Source organism: Mycobacterium sp. E2479, assembly GCF_001667925.1.
Classification (GTDB): domain Bacteria; phylum Actinomycetota; class Actinomycetes; order Mycobacteriales; family Mycobacteriaceae; genus Mycobacterium.
Window position 1 is genome coordinate 163363 of sequence record NZ_LZJR01000086.1, and the last position, 22114, is coordinate 185476.

Here is a 22114-nt window from a genome sequence, read left to right on the forward strand (position 1 = left end):
GCTACCCGAAGACTCCTGCTGCGGACAAAACGAACACCAGTCGGCCGTATCCGGCGTCGCGCATCACCGCGAAACCCGGTCGGACGACATGAAAAGCGGCCAACAGGTGATGGCGCAGCAGCGCCTCGAAGCGTTCGGTGGGCCAATCCGGAAACGTGTCGTCGTGAATGATGCCGGCGTAGGCGACGATCGCGTCTAACCGCCCGAACTCCCTGACCGCAAGGTCGACTGCGGCCCTTCCCCCTTGCTCGGTGCTGGCGTCGGAGTCGCACGCCACCACCCGCCCGCCCGCCGCGCGAATTGCGGCGGCGACGTCATCGGCCGGTTCCGGTCCGCCACCGCTTCCATCGGTTTCGGCTCCGTTATCGTGGACCACCAGCGCCGCTCCGCGGCGGGCCATTTCATGGCAGTACGCCTCGCCGAGGCCACGCGCACCGCCGGTGACCAGGACGATTCGATCGTCAAAGGTAATCATTTTGCCTCCCCTCCGGGTACGGCACCGCACGGTCCAGCGCGGTGACGATGCGGGGCGGCCGAACGGCTACCGTGAAAAACGTCATCAGACGAGCCCACGCGCCAGGGCGAACATGGCGGTGGCCGCGTCGAGTAGCTCCGGTGTCAGCATGTTTCCGGTGTACTCGACCCAGCACCAGCTTCGCGCCGGCCGCACCCCCGACGAGGCGAGTGTCACTGAACCGAAGACGTGCAGCGGGCTCCCACTCGATTCGAAGCCGAAGGTGTAGGAATCGGCGCCGATGTTCGCGTCGAGCTTGGTCATCCTTCCGGACTCGTTGAATATCGGCTTCGCAGCGATGTCCTCATGCACCGTGGTGACACCGTCTTTGAGCTGATAGCCCGGGCCGAAGGTCACGCCTTCGCGCCCCTGCCAGAAGCTGCCGCCGCCCAACTGCCCATCGTCGAATTCGTGCAGCCAGGACACCCACATGCCTTGCAGATGGCGGGCGATGGGGAGCTCGGTGTACACCTTTCCTGGCGGTCCGTACGCGAAGTCCTGGTGTGCGTAGCCGGAAACCTCGACGCCATCGACCTTGCCGGTGGCGTACATCAGCTCATGGCGGTAGTAGACGTCGTCGTCGATGCCTTGTTGCGCGGGCACGAATGTGAGGACGATATCGCTGACCGTCCGGCCATGTAACTCCCATCGGTTGCTCGCATCGTGCCAGTGAAACCCGTTGGCATCGCGCTCGATTCGTCCGCTGGGATACAGCAGCTGGACAGTCGCGCCGTCATCGACGTATTGCAGCGGCTCGAACCAGTCGAGCGTCGAGTACTCGGTGTAGAGGTGAGGTGCATCGATCCCGAGGTCCTTCGGCAGTGAGCGAAATCCGCACACTGGAGACACGACATGGGTCATTCCGGTAACGAAGTCGTCGCACCCACGCACCCCCCAATAGCTTTGACCGGATGCGTCGGCAACGACTGCCCCCAACCAGATGCCCGACAGTCCCATGCCCGGCGTGGGGACCCATTCGCGTCGGTAATGGGCGAGGGATGGGGGCTGGCGAATGACCTCGAAATCAATCGATTTGAGCACTCAATCCTCCTCGCCGGGATGCGACGGTTGTCGGGATCTTCGAGCAACTATCTTGTTGGCACGACACCGCGCTCAGTCCAGTGCGCGACGAACGGGGCGATAGTCGACAGGTCGTAGAGTCCCGGTCGTGCCGCAATCACGGCCGGGATCGCGTTGATGGCGTGCATGGCGGTGGCCAGGCAGCCCTGTTCGGCGTGATCCTCGCCGTGAGAACCGATCACGAGATGAAGACTCATGCTGGGCTTCCCCTCGACGGTCACCGCATAACCGATTTCTGTTGGCCAGTCGGGGGCCAGATCGTCAGCCATCCTGGTGAGATGTTCGACGGCGAGCGTGGTGTCGCCGCAGTCGACTTCGACGCCAAAACGCATGGCCCCCACGGTTCCCGCGGGAATCTCCCCGGCCGCCACCACCAGCGCCCGCGGCGTCGTCGCGACCTCACGAAACCCCACGACCGACCGGATCTCGAGACCGAGGGCCTGCGCAAGGACCGTCGCGCTGCCGATCCAGGCGCTCGCGGCGTAGTCGGTGTTCGTCAGCAAGGGGGTGGTGTCGCCGGGCGTGTGGCCGAATCCCATGGCGTTGAAGATCAAGTCGTGGCTGGCATAGGTCGAGTAGTTCAGCACCTCCCGCACACTGATCCGGTCGGCCCGCTCGGTGAGCCGGGACAGGACCGGTGCCAGCGACTCGCCGATGAAGCCCGGGTACAGGCCCAGCCCGAGAAACGAGGAACCCCCGGATTGGCAAGCCTTTTCGATGCCGCCGGCCAGAGATTCGTGCAGCGAACGGGGATGTATGAACCGGCTGCCGGTGGCCACGACATTCTTGCCCGACGCCAGCAGGTCGCAGACATCGGCGAAGCAGCCGGGTGTGTCGATCTCGACCTTGCCCATGTAGAGCACCACGTCGGCATCGGTGGCGACGACCGCTTCGCGATCGGCCGAGGTGAGCACGCCCGCTTCGGGCGCTCCGCACAGAACACCTGCGTCGACGCCGGCTTTGGCCGGGTCGTACACGCGCACGCCAACCAGTTCCAGGTCCGGCCGGCTCACGACGTGACGCAACGACATCATGCCCGTCACGCCCGTCGCCCACTGGATCACGCGAGTCATGTCAGGCAGTCCTCAATCCCACACCACGTCGAGACGTGGCGGCGAACGGAACATCGTGCCCGTCACAAAGGGCGCTGGCGCGTCTGGGTCAATCCGCAGGCCGGGCAGTGCGTCGAGCAGCGCGTTGAAAATCTTGGAGCTTTCCAGCCGGGCCAAGTGCATTCCCAGGCACACGTGCGCACCATGACCAAACCCGATGTGCGGCTTACGTTCCCGGAATATGTCGAAGGACTCGGCCTCATCCCAGCGCGTCTCGTCGTGGTTGGCACTGCCCAGGTTCACCATCATCGTCGAACCCTTCGGAATGCTCATGCCGAAGAATTCGACGTCGGCGCTGACCTCCCGGATGAAGTTCAGCAACGGTGTCTCCCACCGGACGCCCTCCTCGATCGCTTGCGGCAACAAGCTGCGGTCGGCGCGCACCGCCTCGAGCTGGTCGGTGTGGGTCAGCAGACCCAACGCGAGGCTGGCGGTCGACCGCGACGTGGTCTCGGCTCCTGCGGGGAGAAGATTGCGCATGAACCCGTAGATCTGCTCGTCCGACATCTTGACGCCGTCGATCTCGGCCTGCGACAAGATGGTCACCATGTCGTCCTTTGGCGACTTACGCCGGTCGGCGAGCACCCCGATGAAGTACTCCTTCATCTCCGCGGACGCCTTCATCGCGGTTTCCATGTCGGCGCGAAAGCCAAGCAGGTCGATGGCCAACCGGTGAAACTCGCCGATATCCGACTCGGGCAGCCCGAGAAGGGCAGCGATGATCCGGACTGGGATCGGCATGAACACCGCATCGACCAAGTCCGCGCGTTTGTCGTCACGGAACTTCGCTATCGTGCGATCCACCAACGGGCCGACAAGCTCGGTGTCCCAGCGCTTCATCGACGATCGGGCGAACGCAAATTCGTGCAACCGGCGATAGGTTGCGTGCTCGGGCTCCTGCATCTCCAGGATCGTCGGACCCTGCAGCGGCCTCACCATGTCCTCATAGATTCGGGTGCTGAAGGTGATGTTGTCGGTGAAAACGGCCTTGACTGCGTCGAACGAGTACGCCGTGAAGGTCTTCTTGCCGTCAGGGCCGCTCTCGGAAACGCCCATTTCCGGCCAGCCCGGGTGGACAGCCGCCTTTGCCCGCAGCTCCCGCAGCAGCGGATAAGGAGTCGCATCGCCGTCTGCGCCCATCCCGGCGTTGAACTTCTCCTGCGCCTCACGAATACGCTGCTCGATGTCGTCAGCAACCGTCGGCTCCACCACCTGCACCTCCCGTACGGTCGGCAAGACTTCCAGCTTCCCGGTTGCAAACCTACATGATGTAGGTTGAACCAACCAGAACCTGGCCAGATCGCGAAAGCAGAACCTGGAGAATTCGATTGGCTATTCGAGTTGCGCAGTGGGCGACGGGCGCCGTCGGTCGCGCCGCGCTGCAGGAGCTCATTGAGAACCCCCATTATCAGCTGGTGGGCGTACTTGTATACGATCCCGCGAAGGTCGGCCTCGACGCCGCCGCGCTGTGCGGACTACCGCCGACCACCGGCGTGGTCGCCACGGCAGACAAGGATGAGATCACCGCGCTGTGCGCGGATGTCGTCGTGCACGCGGCCAGCAAGGCGCATGCCATCGAGACGAACGCCGAGGACATCTGCCGCCTTCTGGCCGCCGGCAGCACAGTCATCACCACGACGTCGTATAACCACCTGCCCACCTATGGTGCGGACACCGAGGCGGCGTTCGCGAAGGCCTGCCAACAAGGCGGATCGAGGTTCCACGCAGCAGGTGAGAACCCGGGGTTCATGTTCGAGCGTTTGGTCGCGACGGTGACGGGGTTGAGCAAGACGATCGACCGCATCGACCTCTACGAGGCCACCGACGTGTCAGCCGTCGACAGTCGGCCCATGCTCGTCGACCTGATGGGCATGGGCAGGCGCCCAGAAGACGTCAGCATCGATTCCCCGATCATCAAGAAGCTGGACCTGGCCTATCGCCAAGCGCTCAATGCGACGGCCGACGTGCTCGGAATTACCCTGTCGCACATCGATGTGGCGGTCGACGCCACCACCCTGCCCTATGACATCGAGGTCCTCGCCGGCACGATTGACGCGGGAACAGTTGTCGGACAGCGTTTTTCGTGGGTGGGACATTGGTCGGGTCGACCGTTGCTGGCCATTCACGAGGAGTGGGTGTTGACGCGCGACCTTCCTCAGTGGGGCATGGCCCCCCTGGCGCCTGGTGAGAAGGCGCCGCTGATTCGCGCGGTCATCAGGGGTGAGCCGAGCTTCGAACTGCAACTCGACGTCGGCTCCGACGGCCAGGCAGCAGTGGGCCAGCACGCCATGCCGGGTCATCTGATGATCGCGATGGGCGCGGTTCGCGCCATTCCCTACGTGCTTGCCCAACCGCCGGGCATCGTGACCGCACCGGTGTTCGGTGCGATCCAATTAACTTGAGCTCGGGGCCACCGCGCGTGCGATGTGGTCGCTGGGCGCCGCATAAAACACATGCGCGCTGCCATCCGGTAGCACCCGTCGGGCCACAAGATAGTCCGAACCCATCCAGCCCTGTCTTATGAACCGTCCGAACCGAAGGAAGGTGCCCGGGGCGCCGCTGGCCGACGGGACGAGCTTCACCTGCTCCATACCGTTCTTAACCCCCTCGCCGGTCAGCGGGCGCGCGGCGGCGAGGCCCCGCACGATCACGGTGGCCGCGTCGTGGGACAGGCCCGGCATCGAGTGTGCGGGCCGGCGGCCGTATCGGGCCTCGAAGCGGTCGAGGAAGGCCTGGCCCACGGTGTTGCGCTCGTCGTAGCTGTCCAGGCCGATCCAGCCGGACAGGTGCCGCATCCATTCCGCGCTGATGTGGGCCATTTCGAAAGCCGTCGTCGTATACCGCGGGGGATCCCAGCCCGCGGCCAGCAGCGCATCCGTGAAGCCCCAGAGGCCGTGTCCGAACCCGACATGCACCAGTGCGTCGGGTTCCGATGCGCGCAGCGCGGTTACCGCCTCGGACTTGTCGGCTTCGACCTGGGGAATCGCCACCGTCGCAACGACCTTCAAACCCGCGGCATCGTATGCCCGTTGCGCAAAGCCGAGGTATTCCTTACCGATCAGCGAGGCCTCGTAGGCAATGGCGATGCGCGACCGGCCATCGCCGATCATCACCGCGGCCAGCATTACCGGCTCCTCGGGCATCGAGCCGTTGTTCAACGCGAAGCACCAGTCACCGAGCGCTCCCTCCGATCCCGAGAGGGTGACGATCGGTACTCGCGCCGTGGCCTCGACGTGCGAACGCAGCGGCACCACATTGTCCGATACCCACGGCCCGTAGATGGCAAGACAGCCCTCCGCCACAAGCTCATCGAAGGCTCGTTCGACCGCAAGGTAGGTGCCGTTCGGCAAGCCAACCACGTTGCGTGTCACAAGTTCGATCGGCCGGTCGAGCAGACCCGAGGACAGCGCTTCGTCCATCGCCAGCCGCAGGGCGTCAACACTGTCGTTGTCGGTGTCGCCGGTGGTCGGATAGTCGTTGAGCAGGCCGACTTTCAGGGGAGCGACTGAACCGTACGCGCGAACCTCGTCGTCTGCCATAGCGGCAACATACCGGATGAAGGTAGAGGGTATCGACGGGGACGTCAGACTTCATGCCTGCGGAAACCATCGTTTACGAAAAGCGCATATAGCGCTTTTGGCGTGTTAGCTTTTCCGGATAGGGGTCGCCGCTCTAAGGAGGAGCAATGACGCTCATGTCGCCGCTCGGAGCCAGTGCGCCACCGACGGAGAAGAAGTATCGCGTGATCCAGTGGGGCATAGGCAATGTCGGCACCTTGGCGTTGCGACACTTTGCGAACAACCCCCTCTACGAAGTGGTCGGGGTACTCTGCAATCGCCCGGAGAAAGTCGGCAGAGACGCAGGAGAACTCGTCGGGGTAGGGCCAATCGGCGTGCTAGCGACCACCGACAAGTCCGCCCTGGAGGCCCTCGACGCCGACTGCGTGTTCTACGCGCCACTGTGGTCGGACGTCGACGAGATCTGCCGCCTGCTGCGCGGGGGAAAGAGCGTCGTCGCCTCGGGCGGCGCGTGGTGGCATCGGACCGAAACCAACAGCGCGGACATCGACAAGATCGAAGCGGCGTGCCAAGACGGCGGTACTTCGTTCCATGGAGGTGGCATCCACCCTGGTTATGCGGCGGACCTGCTAGTTCTGACATTGGCCCGAATCGTCGGCAAGACCGACCACATCCACATCTACGAGGCGGTGAACTTCAACAAGGACACGTTGAAGTACCTGGACGAGATGGGGTTCGGGAAATCCCCGGCCGAGTTCGCCAAGGGCAATCTTTTCCAAGACGCTTGGTCATTGTTCGCGCAGTCGCTGACGATGGTCGTCGAAGGGCTGGGCAAAACTGTCGAGAAATTCACGACGGACGTGGAATTGGGCACGGCCATCCGCGATATCCCCTATGAGGGAACTCCGGATATGGATATGCCGGGCCTCAAAGGTGTGATCAAGAAGGGCACCGTCGCGTCCCAGCATCACCTCTGGACTGCATGGGTGGACGGCCGGCCATTCATTACCCTGCATGAGCTCTACTCGTTCATCGAACACGACGCAATCGACCCGAAGCCGGACTGGGAGCCGTACTACCACTACCGGGTGGTGATTGAAGGAGACCCAGGTACCGAGCTGATCCTGCGGGGCAGCCAGCATGCGCGAGACCACGCGAAACCCGGCTACATCGGTTACGCCTGGACTGCGATGGAACCGGTGAACTCCATTCCCGCCATCTGCGACGCCTCGCCCGGTTTCAAGTCGCACGCCGACCTCGGGCTCATGACTGTTCGCGGCATCGTGCGCTGAGAACGGCCCCAACCGGCAGTCAACATACAGACTAAATGTTGATACGATCGTCGACATGGCGAAGCGCGGCGGGACGGACGTGGATCGGCGCGCCCGAGGCGAGCAGACCCGTCGCGACCTGATCGACGCGGGTCGAGAAATCTTCGTGGAACTTGGATACTTCAACACGAGCATCGGTGACCTGGTGGCGAAGTCGGGTGTCGGTACGCGCGGCGCCTTCTACCACCACTTCAAAGACAAGGCCGAGCTGTTTCGCGCCGTGTTCGAAGATGTCGAGAACGACCTCACGCTGCGGTCCATCGCCGCTCCCCCGCCCGGGGCGGACCCATGGGAGCGGCTCACCAGCGGTTTGCACGGATTCCTCGAAGCGGCACAGGAACCCGCGGTACAGCGAGTGATGCTTATCGATGGACCGGTGGTTCTGGGCTGGGAGGCCCTGCGCAAAATACAGGAGGGCAATAGCATCGCCCTCATCAACGAGGTGGTCCGCGAGGCTATCGCAGCCGGCATCATCGACGACCAACCCGTCGGGGAGCTGACACACATGCTGGTCGCCGCGCTCGAGGAGGCCTCGCTTCTGGTCGTGCATGCCGCAAATCCCACCGCGGCCCGCCGTCGAGCCGCCAAGGTCCTTGACCGGCTTCTGCTTTCATTCGCGGTCAAGCCCCGAAAAATATTGCGGCGGTGATCGTTTTGACTGCCGCATGCGGACGGTCGCTGCCCTGATGAAAACGTTCATTTCCGAAAACTGAATACAGTTCTTCCGGTAACTGATAGCCTCGCTCTCAACCTCTGTGCAAGGAGACCCATGCAGCCCGAAGACATGATCTTGGTGAGCGTCGACGACCATCTGGTGGAGCCTCCGAACCTGTTCGAGGGCAGGGTCGCGAGCAAGTATGCCGACGAGACACCGCTAATCATTCGCCAACGTGACGGCTCGGAGGTCTGGACCTTCAACGGCGCGATCATTCCCAACATCGGGCTCAATGCTGTGGCCGGTCGCCCACGCGAAGAGTACGGCGTCGAGCCCACCGCCTTCGACGAGATGCGGCCGGGGTGCTACGACATCCACGAGCGGATCAAGGACATGGATGCCGGCGGCGTGCTCGGGTCGATGTGCTTCCCATCCTTCCCTGGCTTCGCAGGCCGGCAACACCGCACCCGCGAGCAGTGCACGGTGGGCGCTCTGCGCGCCGAGGTTGGTGACCACGACGTCGCGGTCCGCAGCTTTGACCGGGGCCGATTCGAATGCACCGCGGGCGCGACCCTCGGCTCCGAAAGTGCGAAGCTCGATGTCTGACAACGGACAACGCTCGGTGCGGGTCGCGGTCGTCGGCGCCTCTTCCGGCCTCGGCCGATGCATCGGCACCGGCCTCGCCCAGCGCGGCGCCCACGTCGCTCTGCTGGCACGCCGATATGACAGGTTGGTCGACGCGGCCAAGGAAGCCGGCAATGAGGCCGTGGCCGTCGCTTGCGACGTCACCGTTGCCGACAACTGCCAGAAAGCCATGTCTGAGGTCGTCGCCGCACTCGGTGGCCTCGATGCCCTCGTGTACACGACCGGCGTGGGCGTGCTGGCGCCACTGCGCGAGGTGACCGCGGATCAATGGGCGCAGTTGTTCGCCACCAATGTCATCGGTGCCTCGCTCATCACCGCGGCAGCGGCACCACACTTGGCCGCGGCGGCGGGCTCCGTGGTGTACCTGTCTTCACTGAGCGCGTCCTACACCACTCCGTGGCCATTACTCGGGGCCTACGCGGTTTCCAAGAGCGCACTGGACAAGCTCGTCGAGGCCTGGCGCACCGAACATCCGGAGATCGCCTTTACTCGCCTCGCCGTGGGCGACAGTCTCGGCGGGGCCGGCGACGCGCAGACCGAATTCAACAAAAGCTGGGATCCCGACGCCCTGGAATCGGCAATCAGATTCTGGATGGAGAACAAGTACATGCAGGGGGGCCTCGTTGACGCCGAGCACCTGACCGATGTCGTCAATTCCGTGATCCGCTGCGGCAATAGCAGTTTCATCCCCTATCTGACCTTGGCCCCGCGCGCCTCCGACGCAGTGAAGGAACTTCGGCAATGGTGAACCACGAACCGCGCATGCTCATCGACGGCAAGCTCGTCGAGTCCGAGACGGGACGGCAGTTCGACAACATCAACCCCGCGACCGAAGAAATCCTCGGCGCCACCAGCGACGGGACCCGCGCCGACATGGAACGCGCCGTCGCTGCGGCGCGGCATGCGTTCGACAACACCGAGTGGTCACGCGACGGCGCGGCGCGGGCCGCCGGACTACGGCAACTGCAGGCAGCGCTCGAGGCCGAACGCGAGGACCTGCGCACCGAACTCGTCGCCGAAGTGGGCTGTCCCGTGCTGTCGACCTACGGGCCGCAGCTCGACGTCCCCCTCAATGAAGCCCTAACCTGGCCCACCAAGATGATCGACGAATTCACTTGGAAGCGTTCACTTCCCGACAAGGACGCTTTCGGCATGGGCAGCCTCACCACCCGCGAAGTCTGGAAAGAGCCCATCGGTGTCGTCGGCGTCATCACGCCGTGGAACTTCCCGTTCGAGATCATCCTCAACAAGATCGGGCCCATCCTGGCGATGGGCAACACCTGCGTGCTCAAACCCGCCCCGGACACGCCGTGGAACGCCACCAGAATCGGCCGCATCATCGCCGAGCGCACCGACATCCCGCCCGGCGTCATCAACATCGTGCCATCATCCGACCACCTTGTCGGCGAGGTGATTTCGAAATCCCCCCTGATCGACATGGTCGCTTTCACCGGCTCGACGGCGACCGGCAGGCGCATCATGGCTGACGCTGCCCAGACCGTCAAACCCACCTTCCTCGAGCTCGGGGGCAAGTCCGTGTACCTCGTCCTCGACGAGGACGGTGACATCGGCGGCGCGGTTGGCGGCAGCGCATTCGTCTGCATGCATGCCGGACAGGGCTGCGCCATGCCCACCCGCCTGCTCGTGCCCAACTCTCGCTACGACGAAGCTGTCGAGATCGTCAAAGCCGCAATGGAAAAGAACAAATACGGCGACCCCACGGATCCTTCGGTGCTGCAGGGCCCGTTGGTCTCCAGGAAGCAGCACGATCGAGTCCTCGGCTACATCGAGAAGGGCAAGCAGGAAGGCGCCCGCCTGGTTACCGGCGGCGGGGTGCCCAAGCATCTACCGAAGGGCTATTTCGTCGAGCCGACGGTGTTCTCAAATGTCGACAACAAGATGACCATCGCACAGGAGGAGATCTTCGGACCCGTGCTGTCGGTGATCGGATTCGACGGCGACGACGACGCTGTGCGAATCGCCAACGAATCCATCTACGGCCTGTCGGGTGTGGTGTTCGCCAACGACCTCGACCGCGCCAAGTCTGTTGCGGGCCGGATCAGAACCGGCACGCTCGGCATCAACGGCGGACTGTGGTACGGCGCGGACGCCCCGTTCGGTGGGTACAAGCAGTCCGGCGTCGGCCGGCAGTGTGGCATCGAGGGGCTCGAAATATTCACCGAGACAAAGACTGTCGGCTGGCCGGCGTCATAATCCCCAAATCCTTAGGGAAAGAGTCCAGATGAAGTCCAAAGCAGCGGTATTGCGCGGCGTCGGTGTGGACTGGGAAGTCACCGACGTGGAGCTCGACCCGCCCCACGCGGGCGAAGTGCTGGTCAAGATGGCCTACGCGGGGATCTGCCACTCCGATGAGCACTTCTACACCGGCGACAGTGTCCCGACAGCCGAGATGGAAGAGATGATGCGGGCCTCAGGGCTTTCCGTGCCCGAATGGTTCCCCATGCTCGGCGGTCATGAGGGAGCCGGGGTCGTCGAAACGGTCGGCCCAGAGGTCAAGACGCTCAAACCCGGTGACCATGTGGCCATCTCGTTTCTTCCTGCCTGCGGTAACTGTCGATGGTGCGCCACCGGCTACACCTACCTGTGCGACGTGGGTGCCGACATCTATGACAAGGCGATGACCACCGATGGCACCCGGCGGCGTCACCTGGCGGGTGAAGACCTCATGGCGATGATGCAGGTCGGCACCTTCTCCGAATTCGTGGTTGCATCCGAGCGCTCGCTGGTCAAGGTGCACGATTGGATCCCCTTAGAGGCGGCCTCGCTGGTCTCCTGCGGTGTGACAACGGGATTCGGTTCAGGTTCGGTTGCGGCAGGCACCCAACCGGGTGACACGGTCGTGATAGTCGGTGTCGGCGGCATCGGCATGAACGCCGTGCAAGGCGCGAAAGTCGCGGGCGCCAAACACATCGTCGCCGTCGACCCCAACGAGTTCAAACGCGACATCGCGCCGACTTTCGGCGCCACCCACACCGCTGTCGACACCGGCGCCGCGCTGGAACTGGTCAAGGAGATCACCTGGGGCGTGATGGCCGACAGGGTCGTTCTCACCCCCGGGGTGGTGCCCGCAGACATGGTGATGATGGGAATGATGTTGTTGCGCAAGGGCGGAACATGCGTACTGACCGCAATGCCCAAGATCACCGACCTGATGGTACCGATGGTCCTTACCGACATGATCAGCTCGTGTAAGACATTCAAGGGTGTGCTTTACGGCGAGATGAACCCGCGGGAAGCCATGCCGAAACTGTTGGCGATGTACGAGGCGGGCCTGATCAAGCTCGATGAGCTGGTCACGCAGAAATACAAGCTCGACGACATCAACGAGGCCATGAAAGACCTTCGAGCCGGCAAGAATATTCGCGGCGTCATCGCCTTCGACTGACGCCGTGCGCCTCGGGGCCGCGTTGCGACAACACGACGCGGGATAGAACTCCGTCATACCCACGAAAGCTGCCATTGACCAATGTCACCATTTGGTGTTGACTGCGTTGTATGACGGACGGCGTTCCGGCTCGCGGGTCGTTGCGATCCCGCGGCGCGGCAGCGGTGAGTACGTACACCCTTCGGCCGATCACCAGCGTGATTCCGCCCGAACGGCCATGGGGCCTGTGGCTATCACGCCAGATCATCGCCGGGATCATGGGGACCTTCGGCCCCTCACTTGCGGGCGCCCGCGTCGAGTCGGTAGACGTCAAGCTGCCCGAAGGCCGCCGGGTCAAGGGTGAATGGGTGTATGGACCACGCACACCCACAAGCGAGACCGCGCGCTCGTCAATCAACGAGGGTGCGATTTACTACGTGCACGGCAGCGGGTACGCCGTGTGTTCGCCAAAGACGCACCGCCGGTTAACATCCTGGCTCTCGGCCCTGACCGGCCTTCCGGTGTTCTGCATCGATTATCGGCTTGCGCCGCGTCATCGCTTCCCCAGTGCGGCCGACGACGTCCGGGCGGGCTGGGACTGGCTGGCCACCGCCGTCGGCGTGCCGCCGAAACAGGTTGTGATCGCCGGAGATTCGGCGGGCGGTCACCTGTCGGTCGACTTGCTGCTGCAGCCCGAGATATCCAGCAGTCCCCCCGCCGCAATGGTGTTGTTCTCCCCGTTGTACGACCTCACCTTCGAACTCTCGCTCGCGCGCGAACGGATTCGCCCCGATCCGGCCACCCGGGCGGCGAGCGCGGTCCGCCTTGTCAGCCTCTATCACCGCGGCATCGACCTCACCCACCGGCGGTTGACGCTCGATGTCGCCGGCGCCCCTGCACTTCCCCCCACCCTCATCCAGGCCGGTGGCGCCGAGATGCTGCAGGAGGATGCGCGCCAGCTCGCCGCCGACATCCGCACCGCCGGCGGCAGATGCGAACTGCAGATCTGGCCGCACCAGGTGCATGTCTTTCAGGCGTTGCCACGCATCACACTCGAAGCCGCCAAGGCCATGGCCTACGTCGCGCGATTCATCGCTCACGCCCTTCAGGATGCGCGCGCCGTCACCGAGGAGGTCCACTGACGATGCTCGGGCCTCTGGACAGACTGCTCGGCGGGTCGAAAACCAGCCGTGGCGCCCTAGCGGTGGTCACCGGCGCCGGAAGCGGCATCGGCGCTGCATTCGCCGTCGAACTGAGCAAGCGCGGCGGCGCGGTGGTGTGCAGTGACATCGACGACGCGGCCGCGCACCGGACGGCAGACACGATCACCGCACACGGCGCGAAGGCGGTCGCAATCCGTTGCGACGTATCACGAATCGAGGATGTGCAAGCGCTGGCCGAACAGTCACAGTCCTGGTTCGCGGCGCCACCCACGCTGCTGATCAACAACGCCGGGGTGGGCGCGGGCGGTGCCGCCATCGGCGAGACACCGCTGGACGACTGGCTGTGGACCCTGGGCATCAACCTGTGGGGGCCCATTCACGGCTGCCACGTGTTCACCCCGATCCTGCGTGATGCCGGGCGGTCGCACGCGCCGCGGGGCATCATCAACGTGGCCTCGGCGGCGGCATTCGGTGCAGCGCCCGGCATGGCCGCCTATAACGTCAGCAAGGCCGGTGTGCTCTCACTCTCGGAGACCCTCGCCGCCGAACTGGCCGGCACGCCGGTGCGAGTCACCGTGCTGTGCCCCACCTTCGTCAAAACCAACATCCTCGAGTCCGGCCGCATCAGTGAGCAATCCAGCGAACTGGCCGGAAAACTGATGCGCTGGACCGGATTATCCGCGGAGAAGGTCGCGCGTACCTGCTTGGACGCCCATGACCGCGGCGAGCTGTACTGCATGCCGCAAATCGACGCGAAGATCGGTTGGAACATCAAACGGCTCGCCCCACAGACATATACGCGTGCGGCCGGCCTGGTGTCCCGTATCAACCTGCCCTGATCACTCGACGCAAAGGAGCTACCGGTGGCCATCGACATGGAAGCCATGCTCGCCAAGATCAAGGATCGCCAGTGGGCGCTCGTTGATATCGGCTGGGACGCAGCCGGCGCCGAGATGATCAGTGATGAGCAACGGCCACAGCTCAAGGCGTTCATGGCCGACCTGTGCTGGATCGAGAACATCGGCGCCAGGGGCTTCGCGGCACTGGCGAAAAAGGCACCCACACCGACCATTGCCGAGATCTACCGCTACTTCCACGCCGAGGAGCAGCGGCACGCCAACGCCGAACTAGCGTTGATGAAGCGTTGGGGCATGCTCGAGGACGGTGAGATTCCCGAGCCGAACGTGAACATCCGACTGGCCATCGACTGGCTGGACCGCTGGGCCGACGACATGCCGCTGTCTCTGCTCGGCACCGTCATTCCGATGCTCGAAGTCGCACTGGACGGCGCCCTATTGAAATTCCTCCTCGACGAGGTGCACGACCCCGTTTGCCACCAGGTCTTCGAGAAGATCAACAACGACGAATCACGCCATCTGGTCGTCGACTTCGAAGTTCTCGACATGATTGGGCACGCGAAGATCCGACGGCTACTGATCGACTTCGTCGGTCACAATGCCACTCCGGGTCTCATCATCGGTGCGATCATGGGCGCACCGCTGATCAACAGGATTCGCAACGAGATCACCGCCATGGGCATGGAGCCAGAGCGGCTTTACCGGGCTGTGAAGCGATTTAGAGAGCTTGGTGATCGCGGCGAACGTACCAGGCGGGTACCGACTTACCGTTTCCTGAGGCATTACGCCGGAGTGGTCACAAATCCACGCCACCCGTACCACCTGCTGGCGAATTCGATGGTCTGGCTTTCCGACCGATATCCGCGACTCCTGCTTCCGTCTGTACCGACGTGGGTTGCAGAACTCACGCACGAGCCGGCGGCGTGACCGTGGTGAACAACCGCGCCCATGCGGCGCTCATCGTCGGAGCCGGCTTCACCGGACTCGGGGCGGCAATCCGCCTGGCCGAAGCCGGAGTCGACGACATCGTGCTGCTGGAGCGCGCGGACCGAGTAGGCGGGACCTGGCGCGACACAACGTATCCGGGGGCCAGCTGCGACGTCCCATCACTGCTGTACTCGTACTCATTCGTCAAGAACCCGACGTGGTCCCGCACCTATTCGCCCGCCCCGGAGATCTATCGGCATCTCGAGGACATGGCGGACAGGTTCGACGTCCGCGGCCGCATCAGGTTCGGCCACGAAGTGAAGGGCCTGACCTTCGACGAGGAGGCCGGCGTCTGGACAGCCACCACCAAGAACCGCAAGAAGTTTCGCGCCCGTACCGTGGTCCTCGCATCCGGCCCGCTCTCAGACGTCAGCTTCCCCGACATCCGGGGGATGGAAACCTATCGCGGACACAAGATCCACAGCGCACGCTGGGACCACGACTACGACTTCGCCGGCAAGCGCGTCGCGGTGATAGGGACCGGCGCCAGCGCAATTCAGATCATCCCCGAGCTGGTCAAGCAGGCCGGGTTCGTCAAGGTGTTTCAGCGCACGCCGTGCTGGGTGCTGCCACGACTGGACGTCGCCACTCCGCCGGCCGTCCAATCGTTATTCACCAAAGTGCCTGCCACCCAACAGCTTGCGCGCCAGGCACTGTACTGGGGCCACGAAGCCAGCGCCACGGCGCTGGTGTGGGACACGCCGCTGACCTCGCTGGTCGCCCGGCTCGGGCGGGCACACTTGCGCGCTCAGGTGAAAGATCCGTGGTTACGACGTCAGCTGACGCCAGACTTCCGGCCGGGGTGCAAGCGCATGCTGGTCTCCAGCGACTACTACCCCGCGCTGCAAGGCGACAACTGCAAGCTCATCGACTGGCCCATCGCCACCTTGAGCCCGGCCGGCATCCGCACCAGCGACGGCATCGAACACCACCTCGACTGCATCGTGTTCGCCACCGGCTACGACGTACACCTGACCGGTCCGCCGTTTCCGGTCACCGGGCTCGGCGGCCGGTCGCTAACCGCCGAATGGGCCGATGGCGCACAGGCTTACAAGAGCATCAACGTGCACGGCTATCCCAACCTGTTCGTCATGACCGGCCCCAACTCCGGGCCCGGCCACAACTCCCTGCTGGTTTACATCGAAGGCCAGCTGGACTACGCGGTACGCGGGATCAGCGCCATCCTCAACAACGACCTGCGTTACCTCGATGTGCGCGAAGAGGTCCAACGTCACCACAACGAGCGGATCCAGCGTCGGCTCACCAAGACGACCTGGATGTCGGGCTGCCGCAGTTGGTACCTCACCAAGGACGGATTCAACGGGTCGATGTACCCCGGTTTCGCCACGCAGTATCTTCGCCAGATGAAAGATTTCCGATACGAGCACTATCGGGCGGTGACGCGTCACGCCCAGACGCAGACCACCGCGTCGGTTTGAGACGCCACTGACATGGCAACCGAACGCGCATCGCGGCCCGAACCCGGCACCATCGCCAGCGTGCTGCACAACGTGCGGCGCGCGCCCAAACGGGTGCGGCGCCAATCGCGGGAATACCGCCAACTCATCGAGGGAGCGGTGTCACAGCTTTTCGATGCGGCCGCGCGGCACCCGCACGGCGCCGCGAACTCCGGTGAGTACCGGATCGATGACCTGGCCCGGCTCGCCGGCACCACCACGCGCAACATCCGGGTCTACCGCGACCGCGGACTGCTGCCGCCTCCACTGCGAGTGGGCCGAATCGCGTTGTTCAACGACACCCACCTGACCCGGTTGCGGCTCATCACCTCGATGCTCGACCGCGGCTACAACATCGCACACGTGCGAGAAATGCTCAGCGCGTGGGAGGAAGGCAAAAACCTCGGCGACGTGCTGGGACTCGAAACCGCCATCGTCGGCACCTGGACCACCGAAAAGCCGGAAACGGTACCGCTGGCCGAGGCCCGACGCCTGGTCGACGACGCCGACGCGTTCGAGCGCCTGGTGGCGCTACACGTGATCCGGATCGATGGGACGCAAGCCACCATCACCCGCCCGAAACTCATCGAAGCCTTCAACGAGATTCGCAGCTACGGCGTCGAATTCGACAAGCTCATCGACCTTCACGAGCAGATCGTCCCCGAGATCGACAAGATCAGTGACATGCTGGTGCGCGCGGGAGCCGAGCACGTGCTGAATCGCATCAAGCCCGGCGAACCCCTGCCCGCCGACGCCGAAATCGCCGAGCTGATCACCATGCTGGTGCGCTTCCGAACTCAAGCGGTGGCCACCGTCACCGCCACGCTCGCCTCGTCGATCGAAGCCAATATCGAATCACTCGTCGGCCACATATTGGCCGACTATCTGGAATCGAGCTCTACGGCCTGAGCCTGGCTCGGTGTGGACACCAGCCGCTGGCGGGCACATCGCGATCAGAAAGCTAGTGGCGCGCAATCAGATACGGCGCGAGTGTGGACAGCTTTTCGCAGGTCTCTTCGAATTCGCGGTCGGGTGTCGACCCTTCGATGATGCCCGCACCCGCCCTCAGCCATGTCCTACCATCACATTCGTAAGCCGCCCGCAGCGTCAGCGCCGCATCAAGCCCCCCGTCGGCTGAAACCATCACGACCGCACCCGAATACAGCCCGCGGGGTCCCTCGTCGAGGCGCATGATCGCTTCAACGCCATTCGCTTTCGGAATACCCGACGCGGTGACCGCCGGGAAAAGGGCTTCGAGTGCATCCATCCGGTCATTCCCCCTGCCCAGCCGACCGCTGACCGTGGAGCCGAGGTGCTGCACGCTCCCCCGCTCCCGCACCGTCATGAAATCGGTGACGACAGCGGTGCCCGGCTCGGCGATCTCGGTCATTTCCTGCAGTGAACTGCGCACCGAGATAGCGTGCTCGACAATCTCTTTGGAATTCGACTCCAGGTCGTTGCGTGCCTGGCGGTCACGGACCTCACCGCGCCCGAGCGCGCGGGTGCCCGCGAGCGGTTCGGTCACCACGAGGCCGTCGTGGTGGACGGCCGCGACCAGTTCGGGGCTATAACCCACGGCACGAATGCCGGCCAGCCGCAGCAAAAACGACCTCACCGGCGTGTTGTGCCGACGGGCCAGCCGATAGGTGGACGGGAAATCAAGCGCGAAAGGCACTTCGAGCGACCGGGAGAGGATCACCTTGTGGTAGCGGCCCGCGGCGATCTCGTCGACGGCCGACGCCACGCGCTCGCGATAGGCGGACGGGTCAGCGGCCACGTCGACGGCTGAGGCGTCGCGCACATCGGGCACGCCGTCGTTTAGCACGCTTTGCACTTCGTCCCGGCGGCCCGCCGACGTACCGAACAGCCGGACCTCCTCTTCGGTCACCACAATGCGGCCGCGCGGCCAAAACACCCGGGCCAGTGCGGTTCCCGGGGCCAGGCGCTGCTGCAGCCCGTAGCGGTACACGCCGAATTCGAAGGCGATCCAGCCGAAGAGCTGCTCGGTTTCCAGCAACAGCCGATCGATGGCTTCGCCGAGGACGGGCCCAGGCCTGCCCGACCATTGTTGGCTTCGGGTCACACCGTCGCGGCTCACCCGCAGCTCGTCGCTGTCCAGCTCGATCATTGCGCGCACGCCCGTGGCCAGCACCCATTCACCGCCGCGCTCGTAGAGCAGATACTCTTCCCCGACGCGCTCGGACAACTCCACCACCAGCGCGGCCGCCAGGTTCGCCGGATCGATGTGCCCGAGGAGCGGAATCGACGGCGACTCAGAGCCGGCGGAATTTGTCTCGACGCTGACCTCGGTCACGGTTAGTAAATGTAGCCTAACCTATGTAGCTGTGCGCAACCGATTCCACGATCCGTCCCCTCGGATGCCGCCGTCGGCTTGACGTCGGCCCATCGGGTGCGTTCCTTGAAGCATGCCGCGCACCGCCCGCCTGTCTGCGCAGCCGGGCCAACTACCTCCGCCGTCCCAGATCGCCCCAGCCAGTTGGGAACATCGCCACTCGAAATGTTTCCCGACCGTTTACGTCGCGGTCGCACAGCCGGCGGCTTTAGCGGTCAGACTTTTCCTAGCGCTCACTGCCGCCCACGGCCGGCCCAGCCGCCGGTAACGCACCGCACAAATTGGGGGACGGCATCACGCCGTCGCGTGTCCCATCAGGGTGGCCAAAATATTGTCTTGACAGTCAATGCACAGTAAGTTCACACCAAACTATCTGTCCCCCATTCAGCGGTTGCGGGAGCGTTGTTGCTTCGACGAATCCGGCTTGACCTGCTATTTTGCCAGTCTTCGTCAGCTCGTCAGCCGGCCGCTTGCCTGTGTGTATTCAAGTGGCGGCAAGTCAGTGCCGGGGATACGTTCTTGACGGTCGTCGGGACGTTTCGTGGTTGCCCGTTTGCGGACGGTGCTTCCCAGATCGGCGCTCTAACCCACGGAGGCATCGATGCTGCAAGAGTTCTGGCACAACTTCACCCATAACTTGTTCAAGCCGCTTCTGCTGTTCTTCTACTTCGGGTTCCTGATTCCCGTTCTCAAGGTGCGGTTCGAATTCCCCTACGTCATCTATCAGGGCTTGACCCTGTATCTGTTGCTGGCGATCGGCTGGCACGGCGGTGAAGAACTCGCACAGGTCAGTGCGTCGAGCGTCGGGGTCATCGTGGGCTTCATGGTCCTGGGCTTCGTGCTGAACTGTCTGATCGGCGGCCTGGCCTATCTGGGCCTCAGCCGCCTCAAATCGCTCCGAAAAATCGACCGCGCGACCATCGCCGGCTACTACGGGTCGGACTCGGCGGGAACGTTTGCCACGTGCGTGGCCGTCCTGGCCGCGGTGAACATCGCGTTCAACGCCTACATGCCGGTGATGCTGGCTGTGATGGAGATCCCAGGCTGCTTGGTGGCGCTGTATTTCGTGGCGCGACTGCGCCATCGGGGCATGGACTCAGCGGGCTACATGCCCGACGAGGCCGGCTACTCGCCGCCCGTCAAGGTCGGGGTCGGGCCCGGCACCGCCGCGCGTCCTCCGCACGGCCAGAGTCTCGAGAGCCAGGAGGAAGCCGCCATCGAGCAGGAGCTCGAACTGTCGCTGGAAAAACTGGAGCACCCGGACTGGGAACCCAATTCGAGGCCCGCGCCCGCCAAGAGCAAAAAGGCGCCGATTTTCTCCCGCGAACTTTTCCAGGAGGTCTTCCTCAATCCCGGCCTAGTCCTGTTGATGGGTGGCATCATCATCGGCCTCGTCAGTGGACTGCAGGGGCAGAAGGTCGTGGCCGACGACGACAAATTCTTCGTGCTGGCTTTCCAGGGCGTGCTGTGTCTGTTCCTCCTCGAGATGGGGATGACGGCGTCGCGCAAGTTGAAGGACCTGCGCACCGCGGGTCCCGGGTTCATCGTTTTCGGCCTGGTGGCGCCGAATGTCTTTGCGACACTGGGCATCGTCGTCGCCTGCAGCTATGCATCGCTGACGCACGCCGACTTCAAGACCGGAACCTATGTACTATTCGCGGTCCTGTGCGGCGCGGCGTCCTACATCGCGGTCCCGGCGGTGCAACGCCTGGCGATCCCCGAAGCGAGCCCCACACTGCCATTGGCCGCGTCATTGGGCCTGACGTTCTCCTACAACGTCACCGTGGGGATCCCGCTCTACATCGAGATCGCCCGCGCCTTCAAGCATTGGTTCGGCGTCTGACCGCACCGACATCGCCGCTAGCCCAACAGCGTTCGCACCACCGCATCGGCCAGCAGCCGCCCGCGCGGAGTCAGGACAAGCCTGTCACCGTCGGACACCAGCAACCCGTCGGCAACCACGCCGTGGGCGCGGTCGCGCTCGGCGGCACTGAGCAGATCAACCGGAAGCCCTTGCCGCAGTCGAGTTTTCAATAGCACGTCCTCGGTGTGCAAGGCCTCGGCATCGAGCTGCTCGAACCCTGCCACCGGCAGCGACGCGGCGCTCAACCTCTCCGCATAAGCGTTGGGATGCTTGACGTTCCACCAGCGTGTCTTACCTACGAATCCGTGCGCACCCGGCCCCGCGCCCCACCACTGACCGCCGTCCCAGTAACGGAGATTGTGCCGGCACTCACCGCCGGGCCGCGACCAGTTGGACACTTCGTACCAGGACATGCCCGCCTGCGACAACCGCGCATCCACCAATCCGTAGCGGTGCGCCAACACGTCGTCATCGGGTGCCGCCAGTTCGCCGCGCCGGACTCGCCGGGCCAGCGCGGTGCCTTCCTCGACCACCAGCGCATAGGCGGACACGTGGTCCACGCCGGTCTCGATCGCGGTGTCGACCGAGCACAACAGATCGTCGTCGGACTCCCCCGGAGTTCCGTAGATCAAATCCAGGCTCACGTGCTCGAAGCCCGCGGCCAACGCCTCGCGGGCCGCGGCCGCGGACCGATTGGGTGTGTGGATGCGGTCAAGAACACCCAAGACCTTCGGGGCCACCGACTGCATCCCCAGCGATACCCGGGTGTAGCCGGCCGCGCGGATGGCGTCGAAGAAATCCGGCCATGCCGACTCGGGGTTGGCCTCGGTGGTGACCTCGACGTCGGGTGCCAGCGTGAAGTGCTGACGCACCATGCCCAGCAGCGTCGCCATCCGCGGGCCCCCGAGTAGTGAGGGCGTCCCGCCACCGACAAACACGGTGTCGACGGGGGGCGCCTGCAATCTTGCTGCGGCCAGTTCCAGTTCCGCCCCCAGCGCGCTGAGCCAGGCGTCGGGATTGACACCACCCAGCTCGGCCGGCGTGTAGGTGTTGAAATCGCAATAGCCGCAACGGGTTATGCAAAACGGCACATGCACGTAAATGCCAAACGGCTGCCCCGCGACCACCCCGACGTCGGGCAGGTCGACCCGTTCCTCGCGAATGGCCATGCCACATGATCCCACGACGAACCG

The 22114-nt window shown here is 64.2% G+C and carries 19 protein-coding genes and 1 pseudogene; 13 read left to right on the plus strand and 7 right to left on the minus strand.

Annotated elements, in window-relative coordinates; genetic code table 11:
* Position 1: 1 nt before the first annotated feature.
* From A5686_RS26630 to A5686_RS12985, 4 genes are all read right to left on the minus strand, one after another.
* Positions 2–475: an SDR family NAD(P)-dependent oxidoreductase gene (locus A5686_RS26630; protein WP_082947615.1), complete on the minus strand. Its 474-nt coding sequence runs from the start codon at positions 473–475 to the stop codon at positions 2–4.
* A gap of 84 nt (positions 476–559) precedes the next feature.
* The gene (locus A5686_RS12975) at positions 560–1555 is read right to left on the minus strand and encodes a hypothetical protein (protein ID WP_067934632.1); all 996 of its coding nucleotides are present in this window, start codon (positions 1553–1555) and stop codon (positions 560–562) included.
* Between the two features lie 47 nt (positions 1556–1602).
* Entirely contained in the window at positions 1603–2667 is a 1065-nt protein-coding gene (locus A5686_RS12980; protein WP_067934634.1) for a dihydrodipicolinate reductase, read from the minus strand.
* 12 nt (positions 2668–2679) lie between these two features.
* Positions 2680–3918, minus strand: coding sequence for a cytochrome P450 (locus tag A5686_RS12985; protein ID WP_067934745.1), 1239 nt, complete (start codon positions 3916–3918; stop codon positions 2680–2682).
* Between the two features lie 116 nt (positions 3919–4034).
* Between A5686_RS12985 and A5686_RS12990 the strand changes: the two genes are divergently transcribed.
* Positions 4035–5108, plus strand: coding sequence for a dihydrodipicolinate synthase (locus A5686_RS12990; RefSeq protein WP_067934636.1), 1074 nt, complete (start codon positions 4035–4037; stop codon positions 5106–5108).
* Here the strand turns inward: A5686_RS12990 and A5686_RS12995 are convergent.
* Positions 5100–6245: an ABC transporter substrate-binding protein gene (locus A5686_RS12995; protein ID WP_067934638.1), complete on the minus strand. Its 1146-nt coding sequence runs from the start codon at positions 6243–6245 to the stop codon at positions 5100–5102. The two genes, A5686_RS12990 and A5686_RS12995, sit on opposite strands and share 9 nt — an antisense overlap.
* A gap of 146 nt (positions 6246–6391) precedes the next feature.
* On the opposite strand from A5686_RS12995, the gene A5686_RS13000 reads away from it, so the two are divergent.
* The 11 genes and pseudogenes from A5686_RS13000 to A5686_RS13050 all read left to right on the plus strand — a co-directional run bounded on the left by A5686_RS13000 (position 6392) and on the right by A5686_RS13050 (position 17613).
* Positions 6392–7516 carry a dihydrodipicolinate reductase gene (locus A5686_RS13000; protein ID WP_067934639.1) on the plus strand — a complete coding sequence of 375 codons (1125 nt, stop codon included), beginning with the start codon at positions 6392–6394 and terminating at the stop codon, positions 7514–7516.
* 55 nt (positions 7517–7571) lie between these two features.
* Positions 7572–8204: a TetR/AcrR family transcriptional regulator gene (locus tag A5686_RS13005; RefSeq protein ID WP_067934641.1), complete on the plus strand. Its 633-nt coding sequence runs from the start codon at positions 7572–7574 to the stop codon at positions 8202–8204.
* Between the two features lie 120 nt (positions 8205–8324).
* Positions 8325–8678 (plus strand): annotated as a pseudogene (locus A5686_RS13010) (amidohydrolase); the annotation flags it as partial.
* A gap of 130 nt (positions 8679–8808) precedes the next feature.
* The gene (locus tag A5686_RS13015) at positions 8809–9603 is read left to right on the plus strand and encodes an SDR family oxidoreductase (protein ID WP_067934645.1); all 795 of its coding nucleotides are present in this window, start codon (positions 8809–8811) and stop codon (positions 9601–9603) included.
* A complete protein-coding gene (locus A5686_RS13020; protein ID WP_067934647.1) occupies positions 9597–11069 on the plus strand; it encodes an aldehyde dehydrogenase family protein in 1473 nt (490 codons plus the stop codon). Before A5686_RS13015 ends, A5686_RS13020 begins: the two co-directional genes overlap by 7 nt.
* Before the next feature lie 28 nt (positions 11070–11097).
* On the plus strand, positions 11098–12261 hold the full coding sequence (locus tag A5686_RS13025) for an NDMA-dependent alcohol dehydrogenase (RefSeq protein WP_067934649.1): 1164 nt from the start codon (positions 11098–11100) through the stop codon (positions 12259–12261).
* A gap of 110 nt (positions 12262–12371) precedes the next feature.
* Positions 12372–13382 (plus strand): alpha/beta hydrolase, encoded by a 1011-nt coding sequence (locus A5686_RS13030; protein ID WP_082947616.1) that lies wholly within the window; start codon positions 12372–12374, stop codon positions 13380–13382.
* Between the two features lie 2 nt (positions 13383–13384).
* On the plus strand, positions 13385–14242 hold the full coding sequence (locus tag A5686_RS13035) for an SDR family oxidoreductase (protein ID WP_067934651.1): 858 nt from the start codon (positions 13385–13387) through the stop codon (positions 14240–14242).
* Positions 14243–14266: 24 nt separating this feature from the next.
* A complete protein-coding gene (locus A5686_RS13040) occupies positions 14267–15187 on the plus strand; it encodes a reductase (RefSeq protein WP_067934652.1) in 921 nt (306 codons plus the stop codon).
* Complete coding sequence (locus A5686_RS13045) at positions 15184–16686, plus strand: NAD(P)/FAD-dependent oxidoreductase (RefSeq protein WP_067934654.1); 1503 nt, start codon at positions 15184–15186, stop codon at positions 16684–16686. The genes A5686_RS13040 and A5686_RS13045 overlap by 4 nt, the downstream gene beginning before the upstream one ends.
* A 12-nt stretch (positions 16687–16698) precedes the next feature.
* Positions 16699–17613 carry a MerR family transcriptional regulator gene (locus A5686_RS13050; RefSeq protein WP_067934655.1) on the plus strand — a complete coding sequence of 305 codons (915 nt, stop codon included), beginning with the start codon at positions 16699–16701 and terminating at the stop codon, positions 17611–17613.
* Positions 17614–17665: 52 nt separating this feature from the next.
* Here the strand turns inward: A5686_RS13050 and A5686_RS13055 are convergent, their stop codons facing one another.
* Positions 17666–19018, minus strand: a complete 1353-nt coding sequence (locus A5686_RS13055; protein WP_067934658.1) for a salicylate synthase — start codon at positions 19016–19018, stop codon at positions 17666–17668.
* Positions 19019–19658: 640 nt separating this feature from the next.
* On the opposite strand from A5686_RS13055, the gene A5686_RS13060 reads away from it, so the two are divergent.
* Positions 19659–20900, plus strand: a complete 1242-nt coding sequence (locus tag A5686_RS13060; RefSeq protein WP_067934659.1) for a sodium-dependent bicarbonate transport family permease — start codon at positions 19659–19661, stop codon at positions 20898–20900.
* Between the two features lie 17 nt (positions 20901–20917).
* Here the strand turns inward: A5686_RS13060 and hemW are convergent, their stop codons facing one another.
* Positions 20918–22090, minus strand: a complete 1173-nt coding sequence (gene hemW, locus A5686_RS13065) for a radical SAM family heme chaperone HemW (protein WP_067934750.1) — start codon at positions 22088–22090, stop codon at positions 20918–20920.
* Between the last annotated feature and the right edge of the window lie 24 nt (positions 22091–22114).

Excerpts from the sequence above, each read along its gene's own strand:
- A5686_RS26630 (WP_082947615.1), bottom strand. The coding sequence starts at position 475 with ATGATTACCTTTGACGATCGAATCGTCCTGGTCACCGGCGGTGCGCGT.
- A5686_RS12980 (WP_067934634.1), bottom strand. The coding sequence starts at position 2,667 with ATGACTCGCGTGATCCAGTGGGCGACGGGCGTGACGGGCATGATGTCG.
- A5686_RS12995 (WP_067934638.1), bottom strand. The coding sequence starts at position 6,245 with ATGGCAGACGACGAGGTTCGCGCGTACGGTTCAGTCGCTCCCCTGAAA.
- A5686_RS13000 (WP_067934639.1), top strand. The coding sequence starts at position 6,392 with ATGACGCTCATGTCGCCGCTCGGAGCCAGTGCGCCACCGACGGAGAAG.
- A5686_RS13005 (WP_067934641.1), top strand. The coding sequence starts at position 7,572 with ATGGCGAAGCGCGGCGGGACGGACGTGGATCGGCGCGCCCGAGGCGAG.
- A5686_RS13015 (WP_067934645.1), top strand. The coding sequence starts at position 8,809 with ATGTCTGACAACGGACAACGCTCGGTGCGGGTCGCGGTCGTCGGCGCC.
- A5686_RS13020 (WP_067934647.1), top strand. The coding sequence starts at position 9,597 with ATGGTGAACCACGAACCGCGCATGCTCATCGACGGCAAGCTCGTCGAG.
- A5686_RS13025 (WP_067934649.1), top strand. The coding sequence starts at position 11,098 with ATGAAGTCCAAAGCAGCGGTATTGCGCGGCGTCGGTGTGGACTGGGAA.
- A5686_RS13030 (WP_082947616.1), top strand. The coding sequence starts at position 12,372 with ATGACGGACGGCGTTCCGGCTCGCGGGTCGTTGCGATCCCGCGGCGCG.
- A5686_RS13035 (WP_067934651.1), top strand. The coding sequence starts at position 13,385 with ATGCTCGGGCCTCTGGACAGACTGCTCGGCGGGTCGAAAACCAGCCGT.
- A5686_RS13050 (WP_067934655.1), top strand. The coding sequence starts at position 16,699 with ATGGCAACCGAACGCGCATCGCGGCCCGAACCCGGCACCATCGCCAGC.
- A5686_RS13060 (WP_067934659.1), top strand. The coding sequence starts at position 19,659 with ATGCTGCAAGAGTTCTGGCACAACTTCACCCATAACTTGTTCAAGCCG.
- hemW (WP_067934750.1), bottom strand. The coding sequence starts at position 22,090 with ATGGCCATTCGCGAGGAACGGGTCGACCTGCCCGACGTCGGGGTGGTC.